Origin of the sequence: Citrobacter sp. HN-141, from assembly GCF_033341895.1 — a bacterium.
In the GTDB taxonomy this organism is placed as follows: domain Bacteria; phylum Pseudomonadota; class Gammaproteobacteria; order Enterobacterales; family Enterobacteriaceae; genus Citrobacter.
On record NZ_JAWPBF010000007.1, the window covers coordinates 182,257 to 197,444 of the forward strand.

Here is a 15,188-nt window from a genome sequence, read left to right on the forward strand (position 1 = left end):
TCTACACCAAACTTACAACGAAACGTATATCAATATGGCTCACACTTCTCGCTGGACAATGTCGCAAGTCACCGAATTATTTGAAAAACCCCTGCTGGATCTGCTGTTTGAAGCGCAACAAGTGCACCGTCAGTATTTTGATCCGCGGCAGGTACAGGTGAGTACGCTGCTGTCGATTAAAACCGGTGCCTGTCCGGAAGACTGCAAATACTGCCCGCAAAGTTCACGCTATAAAACCGGTCTGGAAACCGAGCGTCTGATGGAAGTTGAGCAGGTTCTTGATTCTGCGCGTAAGGCGAAACAGGCCGGTTCAACGCGGTTTTGCATGGGGGCGGCGTGGAAGAATCCGCATGAGCGTGATATGCCTTATCTGGAACAGATGGTCCAGGGTGTAAAAGCGCTGGGGCTGGAAGCCTGTATGACGCTGGGCACGCTGGATGAAACGCAGGCTCAGCGTCTGGCCAGTGCGGGACTCGACTACTACAACCATAACCTCGACACCTCGCCGGAGTTCTACGGCAATATCATCACCACCCGTTCCTACCAGGAGCGACTTGATACGCTGGACAAAGTGCGCGAGGCGGGGATTAAAGTCTGCTCTGGCGGTATCGTCGGGTTAGGTGAAACGGTGACCGATCGCGCTGGTTTATTGCTGCAGTTGGCGAATCTGCCAACGCCGCCGGAAAGCGTGCCGATCAACATGCTGGTGAAAGTAAAAGGCACGCCGCTGGCGGATAACGACGATGTCGATGCGTTTGATTTTATTCGCACCATCGCCGTGGCCCGCATCATGATGCCGACCTCGTACGTGCGTCTGTCCGCCGGGCGCGAGCAGATGAACGAACAGACCCAAGCAATGTGTTTTATGGCCGGGGCCAACTCGATTTTCTACGGCTGCAAACTGCTGACCACGCCGAACCCGAACGAAGATAAAGATCTGCTTTTATTCCGCAAACTCGGTCTGAATCCGCAGCAAACGGCGGTGCTGGCGGGGGATAACGAACAGCAGCAACGTCTGGAGCAGGCGTTGCGCACCCCGGATACCGACGACTACTACAACGCGGCAACCGTATGACCTGGCAGCAAAAAATTGACGATGCGCTAACGGCGCGTCGTTGTGCTGATGCCCTGCGCCGCCGTTATGCGGTGACGCAGGGGGCAGGGCGTTGGTTGTTGGCCGAGGGGCGTCAGTATCTGAATTTTTCCAGCAATGATTATCTGGGGTTGAGTCACCATCCGCAGATAGTCTGCGCCTGGCAGCAGGGGGCTGAACGTTTTGGCGTCGGTAGCGGGGGATCTGGCCATGTTAGCGGCTATTCCATCGCGCATCAGGCGCTGGAAGACGAACTGGCGCAATGGCTGGGTTATTCACGAGCATTGCTGTTCATCTCCGGCTTTGCGGCCAACCAGGCGGTGATCACCGCGTTGATGGGAAAAGAGGATCGGATTGTCGCCGACCGCCTCAGCCATGCGTCGTTGCTGGAAGCGGCCAGCCTGAGTCCCGCCGTGTTACGCCGTTTTACCCATAACGACCCGCAACATCTGGCTCGTCTGCTGTCTGCCCCCTGTCCGGGGCAGCAGTTAGTGGTTACCGAAGGCGTGTTCAGCATGGATGGCGACAGCGCGCCGCTGGCGGATATCCATGCCGCAGCGCAACGTCAGGGAGCCTGGTTGCTGGTGGATGATGCGCACGGTATCGGTGTCACTGGTGAAGAAGGTCGCGGGTCGTGCTGGCACTCGCAGGTCAAACCTGAACTGCTGGTGGTGACGTTTGGCAAAGGATTTGGCGTCAGCGGTGCGGCAATCCTGTGTTCTGACAGCGTGGCCGATTATTTGCTGCAGTTTGCCCGCCATCTGATTTACAGCACCAGTATGCCGCCGGCGCAGGCGCAGGCATTGCGTGCCGCGCTGGCAGTGATCCGCAGTCGTGAGGGCGATGAACGCCGGGAAAAACTGGCCATGTTGATCCAACGTTTTCGTGCTGGCCTGGATATTCCGGATTTCACGCTGGCAAATTCAGACAGTGCCATCCAGCCATTGATCGTGGGCGATAACCATAAAGCGCTGCAACTGGCGGAGGCTTTACGCGCCCAGGGTTGTTGGGTGACCGCCATCCGGCCTCCTACGGTACCGGTCGGCACAGCCAGATTGCGGCTGACGCTGACGCAGGCGCATGAATGCCAGGATATCGACCGTTTACTGGAGGTGCTGCATGGCGCAGGTCAATAAACAGGCCATTGCTGCCGCATTTGGACGCGCCGCTTCCCACTATGAACAACATGCCGGGCTACAGTGGCAAAGCGCCGACGCTTTGCTGGCGCTGCTTGGTGAACGGGATTATGCACGGGTACTGGATGCGGGGTGCGGCCCTGGGCGCATGAGTCGCTACTGGCGTGAGCAGGGAAGTGAAGTCAGCGCACTGGATCTTTCTGAACAAATGCTGGCAGAGGCACAGCGGCAAAATGCCGCCCACCACTATCTGCTGGCGGATATTGAAGCTATTCCGCAGGCAACCAGCACATTCGACCTGGCCTGGAGCAATCTGGCCGTACAGTGGTGCAGCGATCTCCGTGGTGCGTTAAACGAACTTTACCGGGTGGTGCGTCCTGGCGGGGCGGTGGCGTTTAGTACGCTGGCGCAAGGGTCGATGCCGGAACTTCGTCAGGCGTGGCAAGCGGTAGATGACCGGGAGCACACCAACCGTTTCTTGTCCGTGGAGCAACTTGAAAAGGCTCTGCATGGCTGGGACGTCGAGTATCAGCTTCATACGGTGACACTGTGGTTTAACGACGCGCTGAGCGCCATGCGCTCGCTCAAAGGGATCGGTGCGACGCATCTTCATGATGGACGCGAGCAGCGCGTACTGACCCGTTCACAGCTGCAGCAGTTACAGTTAGCCTGGCCCTCCGTGCAGGGAAAATACCCGCTAACGTATCAACTTTTTTTAGGAGTAATTCAACGTGACCAGAACGTATTTTGTCACCGGGACGGACACTGAGGTCGGTAAAACCATTGCCAGCTGTGCGCTCCTGCAGGCTGCGGGGCAATTGGGCTATCGAACGGTCGGCTATAAGCCCGTCGCCTCTGGGAGTGAAATGACAGCAGATGGTCTGCGAAACTCCGACGCCCTTGCCCTGCAGCGCAACAGCGCGGTGGCAGTGAGCTATACGGCAATTAATCCCTATACCTTTGCCGAACCCACGTCACCGCATATCATCAGCGCTGATGAAGGGCGACCGATTCTGGCTTCAGTGATGTCTGCGGGTTTACAGGCGCTGCGAATGCAGGCCGACTGGGTGCTGGTGGAAGGTGCTGGCGGTTGGTTTACGCCGCTTTCTCCCACGCTGAGTTTTTCTGACTGGGTACAAACGGAACAACTGCCGGTGATTCTGGTGGTTGGCGTCAAGCTTGGCTGCATCAACCATGCCATTCTGACTGCGCAAGCGGTACAACAGGCTGGGTTGACGCTGGCGGGGTGGGTCGCCAATGATGTGACCCCGCCAGGAAAACGCCATGCTGAATATATGGCAACGCTGAAGCGTGCGATTCCGGCCCCGCTACTGGGGGAGATCCCCTGGCTGGAAGACGAGCCAGAACGCGCAACGACAGGGCACTATCTCGACCTTAGCGTTTTGCCTCTGGCGCCATCCAGTCGTTAAGAAACGGGTCGTTGCGCTGCGCCAGTTGTCCCTGAGCCACATTGCGTCCGCGATGTAACAGGCAATAGCAATCAGCGACCCGACGAATAAACGGCAGGCTTTGCTCTGCGAGCATAATGGCGATACCCAACTCCTGGCTTAGCCTCACAATCAGGTTCCCCAGCTTGTGGATATACGCCTGGCCCGTGCCTCGCGTAGGCTCATCGAGGATCAGCAGGCGTGGGCGTGTCACCAGCGCGCTGGCGAGCGCGAGCTGGTGCTGATCATCCTCTGATAAGACGCCCCCTTTAGTCTGACGCAGACTGTATAACTGTGGGAAGAGGCGGTATATATCGCTGCTGTTCATCGTTTCGCTTTCTTCAACCGCCTGGCGCGCAATATGCAGATTTTCCTCGACCGTCAGCTGCGAAAAAATCCGTCTCTCTTGTGAAACGGCGTTAATACCCAGCGCAATGCGATTTGCCGCCGGGATCGGACCCAGATCGCACGGTGGCGCGCCAGCCTGATGCCAGACCATCGTACCGCTTTCGATAGGCAAATTGCCGATGATGCAATTGGCCAGCGTCGTTTTCCCCATCCCCGGAAGTCCCAGCACGCCGGTACATTTGCCGGGCTGCAGGTCGAGATCCACATCCCATAGCGTGTGCTGGTTACCGTAATAGTGATTCACTGCGCGAAGACTCAACATAGATTTTCTCCATCATGAAGTTATTCGCCCGACTGGCCGGGGAGCAGAAGAAAATTGCAAATCTCTTGCCAGAAAAGGGAAGTACGCGAAAAACAGCGGGATAGCGTGATCCACCGGCAACGATGCCTGGATTTTAACGATCCGGGTTAATTTTGCGCACACTGCCAGTGCCTGGTCGCGTCGGGATGGTGCAGGCAGGTAAATGGTGAAAATGCGAGCAAGATCTCGACCGCCTCCCGGGCTTCGTTGGCTGATAAATATAAAAAAATGGCGATAATTTTTTTTTATCCCACCTGAAAAGGGCAAGTCGGTGTTTTTGCCATGCGGCAGTCAGCACGGGCTGGAGGCAGTTATCCACTATTCCTGTGGATAACCTTGTGTATTAGAGTTAGAAAACACAATGTAAGCGAGAGAAGACGCGGCCTGCGACTAAATTGATGCGAAAGACGGCTCGAGAGAATAGTTATTGAAATACAGAATGTTAGATAAAAGCAATGGCTGTCGCGGAAGCGTCATGCGTTGCCATAAAACTTTCATCTGCCGTCTTGACAAATGTTAAAAAAGTCATTGGTTTGGGGATAACACATTTTTACTGGTGTTTTATCTCGCCAGTGCCAAAATTTTAGCCTGCTCTGACGGGCATTCTGAGGGCGTAACAGAAATATTCTGGTGCGTTACTGTTTTTTCATCCAGTATATTTTACTGGCAAAATATACTGCTGCGAGTAAAATTACACACCTGCCCGCCCATTGCTTCAGGTAGCTGCTCATGAGTAAACCGTTCAAACTGAATTCCGCTTTTAAACCCTCTGGCGATCAGCCTGAGGCGATTCGTCGCCTGGAAGAAGGGCTGGAGGATGGTCTGGCGCATCAGACGCTGCTCGGGGTGACGGGGTCGGGGAAGACATTCACTATCGCCAACGTGATTGCGGATTTACAGCGTCCGACGATGGTGCTGGCCCCTAACAAGACCCTCGCAGCCCAGTTGTACGGCGAGATGAAAGAGTTCTTCCCGGATAACGCGGTTGAGTATTTCGTCTCCTACTATGACTATTATCAGCCAGAGGCTTATGTCCCGAGCTCTGATACCTTCATCGAGAAAGATGCCTCGGTCAACGAACACATTGAGCAGATGCGTTTGTCGGCGACCAAAGCCCTGCTTGAACGGCGGGATGTGGTGGTGGTGGCCTCGGTTTCCGCGATCTACGGTCTGGGCGATCCAGATCTGTATCTGAAGATGATGTTGCACCTGACGGTGGGGATGATTATCGACCAGCGCGCGATCCTGCGCCGGCTGGCTGAACTGCAGTACACGCGTAACGATCAGGCATTCCAGCGCGGGACGTTCCGCGTGCGTGGTGAGGTGATCGACATCTTTCCGGCCGAATCTGACGATATCGCGCTGCGCGTCGAGTTGTTTGATGAAGAAGTTGAGCGCTTGTCGCTGTTCGACCCGCTAACCGGGCAGGTTGAATCCACTATTTCGCGCTTCACCATTTACCCGAAAACCCACTACGTGACGCCGCGCGAACGTATTGTGCAGGCAATGGAAGAAATTAAAGTCGAGCTGGCGGAGCGCCGCAAAATCCTGCTGACGAACAACAAGTTGGTGGAAGAACAACGTTTAAGCCAGCGTACGCAGTTCGATCTGGAAATGATGAACGAGCTGGGTTACTGCTCGGGTATTGAAAACTATTCACGCTATCTGTCCGGACGCGGTCCGGGCGAACCGCCGCCGACGCTGTTTGATTACCTGCCCGCCGATGGCCTGTTGGTGGTGGATGAATCCCACGTAACGATTCCGCAAATTGGTGGGATGTACCGCGGCGACCGCGCACGAAAAGAGACGCTGGTTGAGTATGGATTCCGTCTGCCGTCGGCGCTGGATAACCGTCCGTTGAAGTTTGAAGAGTTCGAGGCGCTGGCGCCGCAAACCATTTATGTTTCAGCGACACCGGGTAATTATGAGCTGGAGAAATCCGGTGATGACGTGGTCGATCAGGTGGTTCGACCGACGGGGCTGCTGGACCCGGTCATTGAAGTGCGTCCGGTGGCGACACAGGTTGATGACCTGCTGTCTGAGATCCGCATCCGCGCGGCGATTAACGAACGCGTGCTGGTGACGACGCTGACCAAACGTATGGCGGAAGACCTCACCGAATACCTCGAAGAACACGGCGAGCGGGTGCGCTATCTGCACTCCGACATTGATACCGTGGAACGCATGGAGATCATCCGTGATTTGCGCCTGGGCGAGTTTGACGTGCTGGTGGGTATCAACCTGTTACGAGAAGGCCTGGACATGCCAGAGGTCTCTCTGGTGGCGATTCTGGATGCAGACAAAGAAGGGTTCCTGCGTTCGGAACGATCGCTTATCCAGACCATCGGTCGAGCGGCGCGTAACATCAACGGTAAAGCGATTCTCTACGGCGATAAAATTACCGCATCGATGGCGAAGGCCATTGGTGAAACCGAACGTCGTCGCGAGAAGCAGCAACTGTATAACGAAGAGCACGGTATTACGCCACAGGGGCTGAACAAGAAAGTCGTTGATATTCTGGCGTTGGGTCAGAATATTGCGAAGACCAAAGCGAAAGGTAAAGGGAAGTCGCGTGCCGGGGCGAAATCCGAGGTTGTTGAGCTGGACATGACGCCGAAAGCGCTGCAGCAGAAGATTCACGAGCTGGAAGGTCAGATGATGCAGCATGCGCAGAACCTTGAGTTCGAAGAGGCCGCGCAGATCCGTGACCAGTTGCATCAGTTGCGTGAATTGTTTATCGCGGCATCGTAAGTGGGTGCCGGATGCGGGATAAATCCCTTATCCGGCCTACAGGTGCGCTTGTAGGCCTGATAGGCTCAGCGCATCAGGCAGTGTGTGGTGCCGGATGGCGACGCAGCGCGTTTTTGTAGGCCTGATAAGCGCAGCGCATCAGGCAAATACGTTCAACCTAACGCCTGCACCGCTTTCTCCAGCGCGCTATGCAGCAACTGACGGTCATGACGGTAGGGGATATCGCTGGCCTCCAGTTCATCCTGAATCACAATGCGGTCGGTCACGGCCGAAACATCGACTTTTGGTCCGACAATCACCGCATCAATCACCTTCTTACCAACATATTGCTCAATGATAGCCAGCTTATCGGCAAGCGTCAGGCTGGCGGCAGGCAGGCTGAGTTCGCGTCCCAGATTGCCGATATAAACCATTGGCGCTGGTGTGCGACGCAATGCCTGCGCCATTTCGTCAAGCAGCAGTAGCGGCATCAGGCTGGTATAAAAACTCCCCGGACCTATCAGGATCAGGTCCGCTTCCGCGATGGTTTCAATCGCCTCTCGCGTGGCGGGAACTTTAGGTGAGAGCATTAATTCTTGCGGCAGGGTAGTGAGCTGGTCGATATTTACTTCGCCATACACTTCATGTCCCTGATCGTCGAGCGCCATCAGGTCTACCGGCAGTTCTGACATGGGAATTAAATGCGCATCAACTTTCAGCAGGCTGCGAATTAAATTGATGGCTTCCAGAGGCCGCACGCTGAGGTGATCGAGCGCCTTTAACATCAGATTTCCGAGGTTATGACCGGAAAGTTCGCCATTACCGCCAAAACGGTACTCAAACATCGCCGATGCAACGCTTGGTTGGGTAATTAATTGGTTAAGACAGTTCCGCATGTCTCCCCAGGCAATGCCGCCTTCTGAACGGCGAATTCGCCCCGTGGAACCGCCGTTATCGGTGGTCGTGACGATGCCCGTCAGGCGTGAACCTAAAGAGGAAAGTGACGACAGAACGCGTCCTAATCCATGCCCTCCGCCGAGAGCGACAACGCGATCCAGATCTGCCAGCGTACGAGTGCGCATAGTTATTCCTGATATCAATTGATCGGCGCTACAGTAACGTAATTAGCGTGTTTTCAGCAATTATCCAGTCGCCATCGGCAGAAAATAATTTTCTGCGATCTACCCCTTTCTGACGACATCCACCTGATAGCAAGATGATGTATATCAATGCAAAACCATGAGTTTTGCTTATTCTGTAGCGAAATTGCACGATCATGTCGCTATATACATATTTATACAGCGAAAGTGTACATGGCAAAAGTGTCATTTACACGCTAGTATCGGCATAACCAAAATGTACTCGAAGCATGACGAGTATAAACACTCTAGCCTCTGCACCTGGGTCAAATGATACGGTGCTTTGGCCGTGACAATACGTGAATACGATTGTCACCAGGGCGCAGGAAGAAATGACTTCGTCTCCCGTATTTGGAAAGGTGTACATGGGCTCTCAACTTACCGATGCATTCGCGCGTAAGTTTTACTACTTGCGTTTGTCGATTACCGATGTGTGTAACTTTCGTTGCACCTACTGTCTGCCAGATGGCTATAAGCCAGGTGGCGTGACTAATAACGGCTTTCTGACCGTTGATGAAATTCGCCGCGTCACGCGTGCGTTCGCCAGCCTGGGAACGGAAAAAGTGCGTCTGACAGGAGGTGAACCGTCACTGCGTCGCGATTTTACTGACATTATTGCTGCTGTACGTGAAAACGACGCTATCCGTCAAATTGCGGTAACCACCAATGGTTATCGTCTGGCGCGCGATGCTGCTGCATGGCGCGATGCTGGGCTGACGGCACTTAACGTCAGCGTCGACAGTCTCGATGCCCGTCAGTTTCACGCCATTACCGGGCAGGATAAGTTTCAGCAGGTGATGGCGGGGATTGACGCCGCCTTTGATGCCGGTTTTGAAAAAGTGAAAGTCAACACCGTGCTGATGCGCGATGTAAACCATCATCAACTGGACACCTTCCTGGCCTGGGTTCAACCACGGCCGATTCAGCTACGTTTTATTGAACTGATGGAAACGGGGGAAGGCAGTTCTCTCTTCCGCAAACACCATATCTCCGGGCAGGTACTGCGCGATGAACTGCTTAAGCGCGGCTGGATCCACCAGTTACGCCAGCGCAGCGACGGTCCGGCTCAGGTTTTCTGTCATCCTGATTATGCCGGTGAAATTGGTCTGATCATGCCTTATGAGAAAGACTTCTGCGCCACCTGCAATCGCCTGCGTGTGTCATCCGTCGGTAAACTTCATCTGTGTTTATTTGGTGAAGGCGGGGTGAACTTGCGTGATTTGCTGACCGACGACGCCCAGCAGGCTGCGCTTGAAGAACGTATCTCTGCCGCGTTGCTGGAGAAAAAGCAGACCCATTTCCTGCATCAGAACAATACCGGTATTACGCAAAACTTATCTTACATTGGCGGCTGATCGCTAAAAGGAGTTTCTCATGAGTCAGGTAAGCGCTGAATTTATCCCGACACGCATTGCTATTCTTACTGTTTCCAACCGTCGTGGCGAAGAAGATGACACCTCCGGCCATTATCTGCGCGACTCTGCGCTGGAAGCGGGTCATCAGATTGTTGATAAGGCGATTGTCAAAGAGAACCGTTATGCGATTCGCGCCCAGGTTTCTGCGTGGATTGCCAGTGACGATGTGCAAGTGGTGCTCATTACCGGCGGTACCGGTTTAACCGAAGGCGATCAGGCGCCGGAAGCGCTGCTGCCGCTGTTTGACCGAGAAGTCGAAGGCTTCGGCGAAGTGTTCCGTATGCTCTCCTTTGAGGAGATTGGTACGGCGACGCTGCAGTCTCGTGCGGTTGCCGGGGTGGCAAATAAGACGCTGATTTTCGCCATGCCGGGGTCGACCAAAGCGTGTCGTACTGCCTGGGAAAATATTATTGCGCCGCAGCTCGATGCCCGTACACGTCCGTGTAACTTCCACCCACATTTGAAGAAATAAGTATGTCGCAATTAACCCATATTAATGCCGCTGGTGAAGCGCACATGGTGGATGTTTCTGCCAAAGCAGAGACGGTACGCGAGGCGCGAGCTGAAGCATTCGTGACCATGCGCAGTGAAACGCTGGCGATGATTATCGATGGCAGCCATCATAAAGGTGATGTTTTCGCTACGGCCCGCATTGCGGGTATTCAGGCGGCCAAACGTACCTGGGATCTGATCCCGCTGTGCCATCCGCTGATGCTCAGCAAGGTTGAAGTCAACCTGCAGGCCGAACCGGAACACAACCGTGTCCGCATTGAAACGCTATGTCGGCTGACGGGAAAAACCGGCGTTGAAATGGAAGCGTTAACGGCGGCTTCCGTTGCGGCGTTGACCATTTACGACATGTGCAAAGCAGTACAAAAGGATATGGTGATTGGTCCGGTACGTTTGCTGGCAAAAAGCGGCGGCAAGTCGGGGGATTTTAAGGTGGATGCACATGATTAAGGTTCTTTTCTTTGCCCAGGTGCGCGAACTGGTTAACACCGATGCGCTAGAGGTGACGGCTGAGTTTCCAACGGTAGAAGCACTGCGCCAGCATCTGGCGGGCAAAAGCGATCGTTGGGCACTGGCGCTGGAAGATGGCAAGCTGCTGGCGGCGGTAAACCAGACGCTGGTCAGCTTTGATCATCCTCTCAGGGCGGGTGATGAAGTGGCTTTCTTCCCGCCAGTGACCGGAGGCTAAAATGGCTGAAACGCGAATTGTTGTTGGCCATGCGCCATTCAGCGTCGGTGACGAATACCCCTGGCTTGCCGGGCGCGATGAAGACGGCGCGGTGGTCACCTTCACCGGTAAAGTCCGCAATCATAATCTGGGTGACATCGTGCAGGCATTAACGCTGGAACACTATCCGGGGATGACTGAAAAAGCGCTGGCGGAAATCGTCGACGAAGCGCGTACGCGCTGGCCGCTGGGCCGGGTAACGGTGATCCATCGCATTGGCGAACTGTGGCCGGGCGATGAAATTGTTTTTGTCGGTGTGACCAGTGCGCATCGTAGTAGCGCGTTTGATGCCGGGCAGTTCATTATGGATTACCTGAAAACGCGTGCGCCGTTCTGGAAACGCGAAGCCACGCCGGAAGGTGAACGTTGGGTCGACGCCCGCGACAGCGATAAGCAAGCAGCAAACCGCTGGTAGAGTACAATTGGTTTAGACACATACTGACTCAGGAGATTGTCATGGACCGATTCCCACGATCCGATTCTATTGTGCAGGCCCGTTCTGGCCTGCAAACCTACATGGCGCAGGTCTACGGCTGGATGACCTGTGGGTTGTTACTGACGGCGTTTATTGCATGGTACGCGGCGAATACGCCTGCGGTGATGATGTTTGTCTTTTCCAGCAAAATCACCTTCTTTGGGCTGATCATTGCGCAACTGGCACTGGTATTTGTCCTGTCGGGAATGGTGCAAAAGCTCAGTGCCGGAATGGCAACGACGCTGTTTATGCTCTATTCGGCGTTAACCGGGCTGACGCTATCGAGTATTTTTATCGTTTATACCTACTCGTCTATCGCCAGCACCTTCGTGGTGACCGGCGGGATGTTCGGTATCATGAGCCTGTACGGATACACCACTAAACGCGATCTCAGCGGCTTGGGTAACATGCTGTTTATGGCGTTAATTGGTATCGTTCTGGCCTCGTTGGTTAACTTCTGGCTGAAGAGCGAAGCGCTGATGTGGGCGGTGACCTACATTGGGGTGATCGTGTTTGTCGGCCTGACGGCCTACGATACGCAAAAGCTGAAAAACATCGGTGAGCAGATCGACCTGCGTGATAGTTCGAATCTGCGTAAGTATGCGATCCTCGGCGCGTTAACGCTGTATCTGGACTTCATCAACCTGTTCCTGATGTTGCTGCGCATCTTCGGCAATCGTCGATAATTCTCTGTTGCCGGATGGCGCTGCGCTTATCCGGCCTACAGTTGCGTATCGAAAGTAGGCCGGATAAGGCGTTAAGCCGCATCCGGCACTATAAGCACCATCATTTCGCCATCGCCTTCTCGTTCTTTGTCCGTAGCTTTTTCGCCCGACTTTCCAGCAGCAAATAACACATCAGCGCCAGCAGTAGCGGAATAAAATAGTACAGCACGCGATACGCGAGCAGGGCAGCAATGATTGTCCCCTGAGATGTATTCTCTCCCGCCAGCAGCGCTATAAACACCGCCTCCAGCACGCCGATCCCCGCCGGAATATGCACAATAACCCCGGCAATACTGCTTACCAGCAGCACGCCCAGCACGAAGAAATAGTTAATATTCTGACCCAGTAACAACCAGATAATCGCCCCCATAACCATCCAGTTAGTCCCGGATATCGCCATCTGCGCGAGGGCAAATTTCCACGAGGGTAGCACCAGCTTTTGGCCCTTGATGGAGATGTGGCGATGTTTAGCGAAGGCGCAAAACCACAGATAAACGCCAATTATCAACAGCAGCGCAATGCCTAAGATACGCAGCGTACCTTTATCGATATACCAGTGCGCGGGCAGTTCGACGACGCCGAAAGTAAAAATAAAACCGCCCAGCAGAATATAGCCCAGCCAGTTGGTGGTAATGCTCAGTGAAAAAATCCGCGTTATTGTGCCCCCCGGCAACCCGAGCCGTGAGTAAAGCCGGTAGCGCATCCCAATACCGCCCACCCAGGTGCTCAGCGTCAGGTTGAAGGCGTAACAGATAAACGATACCAACATGACCTGGCGTTTTGCCAATTTGTGACCGCAGTAGTAACGCCCGAGCAGGTCATAACAGCCGTAAAGTAAATAACTGACGATCACCAACCCCACGGCGCTGAACAGGGCGATCCGATTGTAATCGCGAATTACCGTCCACACTTCCTGCCAGTTGACCTTGCTGGCATAAACGACCAGCAACACGATCACCGCAATAAAAAATAACCATGTGAGGATCTTTTTCGCTAACCGCCAGCGCCGGTGATTTTTTGCCATCAGGTTTTCCCTCCTGCATCCTCAGTTTGTATACGGTCCTGAGTTTCCAGAGTGGGCTGCGCGCGCGGCTCTACCTCGGCCAGGTGCGGGGTATGCGCCGGCAGCCAACCGACCAGTGCCGGGAAGTGGCGTAAAAAGTGAAATGCCAATACGCTTTTGGTCAGGTTCCACCAGGTACGTTTTGGCAGCATGGATTCGTCAACCCGCTTGCAGTCCTGCGCAATAATAGGGTTCAGGTTGTCGCGCAGGGTCTGGTTAAATGTGCGGTCATAAATAATGAGATTGGCTTCCAGATTCAGCGACAGACTGAGCGGGTCAAGATTACTGGAGCCGACGGTAGCCCAGTGATCGTCCATCAGCGCCACTTTGCCATGCAGCGGCTTGCGGTGATATTCGTAGACGTGGACGCCCCCTTTGACCAGATAGTTATACAGCAGCCGGGCGCCCACTTTCACAATAGGCATATCAGGCTCGCCCTGGACGATGAGTTTTACCCGTACGCCGCGTCGTGCCGCTTTACGTAGTGCATGCAACAGACGATAACCGGGGAAGAAATAGGCATTGGCAATAATCACTTCCCGTTTTGCCTGCGCGAGCATTTTCAAATAATGGCGTTCAATATCATCGCGATGTTCCTCGTTATCACGCCAGACGAACAGTGCCTGCGCTTCGCCGGGGCGATGATTGTCGACTGCCCGGTGATGCCGTCGCCACCAGCGGCGTACGGCGCTTTGTCCCGGCAGGCTCGCCAGCACGAAGGTAAGAATATCGACCACAATTGGGCCTTCAACACGCACAGCGTAATCTTGCTTGGCTTCCGGTCCGTAGTCAGACATGTGTTCGGCGGAGTAATTAATGCCGCCGACGAAGGCGATGCGATCGTCAATGACCACAATTTTGCGATGCATCCGGCGAAACAGATTGGTGCGCATCCCGAACAGGCGTGGGCGCGGATCGTAATAACGGAAAACAATACCCGCCGCGGTTAACTCTTCGACAAAGCTGTCGCTAAGATCCGGCGAGCCGTAGCCGTCCAGCAACACCTCCGCTTTGATTCCTCGCTGGGCAGCGCCGAGTAACGCGGCATGTAGCTGTTTCCCTACCGCATCTTCAAACCAGATAAAGGTCTCCAGAATGATTTTTTGCTCCGCCTGTTCAATCGCGTGAAATACGGCGGGATAGTACTGATCGCCGTTTTCCAGTAGCTGAATTTGATTGCCTTCACGCCAGCCAGTTTTCATACACGAATCTCCGCGCTCAAGGGGGCATGATCGGACAAATGTCGCCAGTGTCGCAGCGCCAGCGCGGTTGGCATACTGGCGTTAGCATTTTTTACATAGATCCTGTCGAGGCGCAGTAGAGGACATCGCACCGGGAACGTTCGTGCCGGGCGACCGTGAGCGCGAGTAAAAATCTCGTCAAGACTGGCCTGGCTCTTCAACGGATAATTTGCCTGTTGTCGCCAGTCGTTAAAATCGCCAGCAACCACCACGGGGTCCGCGTCGGGCAGGGCATTGACCCAATTTGCCAGCATGCTGAGCTGTGCCAGGCGATGGGCTTCACGCAAACCGAGGTGGACGCACATTACATGAATCGGGCGGGAAAGCATCGGCGGCACAATGCGGCAGTAAAGCACACCACGCTTTTCACTCGTGCCAACGGATACATCACGGTTTTCATAATGTTCAATGGGGTAGCGCGATAGCACGGCGTTGCCGTGATGCCCCTGTGGATACACGGCATTGCGCCCGTAGGCGAAATCGCTCCACATGCTGTCGGCCAGAAACTCGTAGTGGCTGGTATCCGGCCAGTTTTCTATCTGCAGTGCGTGTACGTCGTGAGCGCCCAGCACTTCCTGCAGGCACACAATATCTGCGCCAACTGCCCTGACGGCATCCCGCAGCTCGGGCAAAATAAAGCGTCTGTTAAAGGCGGTGAAACCCTTGTGAGTATTAATGGTGAGCACATTGAATGAAAATCGGTCTGCTGATTCGCTCATGATTCTCCCGTTGGCGTCACTTTCCTGACTCTCTCCGTCATCCTTCGGGATGCGGGGG

At 54.5% G+C, this 15,188-nt stretch carries 16 protein-coding genes and 1 riboswitch; of the genes, 11 read left to right on the forward strand and 5 right to left on the reverse strand.

Going from position 1 to position 15,188, the window contains the following annotated elements; genetic code table 11:
* The first annotated feature begins 34 nt into the window (after nt 1-34).
* From bioB to bioD, 4 genes are read left to right on the forward strand one after another with little or no spacing between them, the layout of a single operon-like run.
* On the forward strand, nt 35-1,075 hold the full coding sequence (gene bioB, locus RYZ59_RS10960) for a biotin synthase BioB (protein ID WP_318047751.1): 1,041 nt from the start codon (nt 35-37) through the stop codon (nt 1,073-1,075).
* Complete coding sequence (gene bioF, locus RYZ59_RS10965; protein ID WP_202039088.1) at nt 1,072-2,229, forward strand: 8-amino-7-oxononanoate synthase; 1,158 nt, start codon at nt 1,072-1,074, stop codon at nt 2,227-2,229. Before bioB ends, bioF begins: the two co-directional genes overlap by 4 nt.
* Nucleotides 2,213-2,998, forward strand: a complete 786-nt coding sequence (gene bioC / locus RYZ59_RS10970) for a malonyl-ACP O-methyltransferase BioC (RefSeq protein WP_318047748.1) — start codon at nt 2,213-2,215, stop codon at nt 2,996-2,998. Before bioF ends, bioC begins: the two co-directional genes overlap by 17 nt.
* Nucleotides 2,961-3,659 carry a dethiobiotin synthase gene (gene bioD, locus RYZ59_RS10975; protein ID WP_137384346.1) on the forward strand — a complete coding sequence of 233 codons (699 nt, stop codon included), beginning with the start codon at nt 2,961-2,963 and terminating at the stop codon, nt 3,657-3,659. Before bioC ends, bioD begins: the two co-directional genes overlap by 38 nt.
* Here bioD and RYZ59_RS10980 read toward each other — a convergent pair.
* Complete coding sequence (locus RYZ59_RS10980; RefSeq protein ID WP_202039085.1) at nt 3,625-4,347, reverse strand: ABC transporter ATP-binding protein; 723 nt, start codon at nt 4,345-4,347, stop codon at nt 3,625-3,627. The genes bioD and RYZ59_RS10980 overlap by 35 nt on opposite strands.
* Before the next feature lie 768 nt (nt 4,348-5,115).
* Between RYZ59_RS10980 and uvrB the strand changes: the two genes are divergently transcribed.
* Nucleotides 5,116-7,137: an excinuclease ABC subunit UvrB gene (uvrB, locus tag RYZ59_RS10985; protein ID WP_318047744.1), complete on the forward strand. Its 2,022-nt coding sequence runs from the start codon at nt 5,116-5,118 to the stop codon at nt 7,135-7,137.
* A 152-nt stretch (nt 7,138-7,289) separates the two neighbouring features.
* Here the strand turns inward: uvrB and yvcK are convergent, their stop codons facing one another.
* On the reverse strand, nt 7,290-8,198 hold the full coding sequence (yvcK, locus tag RYZ59_RS10990; protein WP_101741867.1) for a uridine diphosphate-N-acetylglucosamine-binding protein YvcK: 909 nt from the start codon (nt 8,196-8,198) through the stop codon (nt 7,290-7,292).
* A 289-nt stretch (nt 8,199-8,487) separates the two neighbouring features.
* Nucleotides 8,488-8,633, forward strand: a riboswitch (molybdenum cofactor riboswitch).
* Here yvcK and moaA point away from each other — a divergent pair.
* From moaA to RYZ59_RS11020, 6 genes are all read left to right on the forward strand, one after another.
* Nucleotides 8,621-9,610, forward strand: coding sequence for a GTP 3',8-cyclase MoaA (gene moaA, locus RYZ59_RS10995; protein WP_115602345.1), 990 nt, complete (start codon nt 8,621-8,623; stop codon nt 9,608-9,610). Its footprint overlaps the riboswitch before it by 13 nt.
* 19 nt (nt 9,611-9,629) lie before the next feature.
* Nucleotides 9,630-10,142 (forward strand): molybdenum cofactor biosynthesis protein B, encoded by a 513-nt coding sequence (moaB, locus tag RYZ59_RS11000; RefSeq protein WP_048212213.1) that lies wholly within the window; start codon nt 9,630-9,632, stop codon nt 10,140-10,142.
* Nucleotides 10,143-10,144: 2 nt separating this feature from the next.
* A complete protein-coding gene (gene moaC, locus RYZ59_RS11005; RefSeq protein ID WP_137384341.1) occupies nt 10,145-10,630 on the forward strand; it encodes a cyclic pyranopterin monophosphate synthase MoaC in 486 nt (161 codons plus the stop codon).
* Complete coding sequence (moaD, locus tag RYZ59_RS11010; RefSeq protein WP_137384340.1) at nt 10,623-10,868, forward strand: molybdopterin synthase sulfur carrier subunit; 246 nt, start codon at nt 10,623-10,625, stop codon at nt 10,866-10,868. The genes moaC and moaD overlap by 8 nt, the downstream gene beginning before the upstream one ends.
* 1 nt (nt 10,869) lies before the next feature.
* The gene (gene moaE / locus RYZ59_RS11015) at nt 10,870-11,322 is read left to right on the forward strand and encodes a molybdopterin synthase catalytic subunit MoaE (protein WP_318047738.1); all 453 of its coding nucleotides are present in this window, start codon (nt 10,870-10,872) and stop codon (nt 11,320-11,322) included.
* Nucleotides 11,323-11,363: 41 nt separating this feature from the next.
* Nucleotides 11,364-12,068, forward strand: coding sequence for a Bax inhibitor-1 family protein (locus tag RYZ59_RS11020; RefSeq protein ID WP_137384338.1), 705 nt, complete (start codon nt 11,364-11,366; stop codon nt 12,066-12,068).
* A gap of 100 nt (nt 12,069-12,168) precedes the next feature.
* Here RYZ59_RS11020 and RYZ59_RS11025 read toward each other — a convergent pair whose 3' ends face one another.
* The 3 genes from RYZ59_RS11025 to RYZ59_RS11035 are packed head-to-tail and all read right to left on the reverse strand — an operon-like array spanning nt 12,169 to nt 15,130.
* Entirely contained in the window at nt 12,169-13,131 is a 963-nt protein-coding gene (locus RYZ59_RS11025; RefSeq protein ID WP_318047737.1) for a YbhN family protein, read from the reverse strand.
* The gene (gene clsB / locus RYZ59_RS11030; RefSeq protein WP_318047735.1) at nt 13,131-14,372 is read right to left on the reverse strand and encodes a cardiolipin synthase ClsB; all 1,242 of its coding nucleotides are present in this window, start codon (nt 14,370-14,372) and stop codon (nt 13,131-13,133) included. Before clsB ends, RYZ59_RS11025 begins: the two co-directional genes overlap by 1 nt.
* Entirely contained in the window at nt 14,369-15,130 is a 762-nt protein-coding gene (locus RYZ59_RS11035) for an endonuclease/exonuclease/phosphatase family protein (protein WP_318047733.1), read from the reverse strand. The genes clsB and RYZ59_RS11035 overlap by 4 nt, the downstream gene beginning before the upstream one ends.
* Between the last annotated feature and the right edge of the window lie 58 nt (nt 15,131-15,188).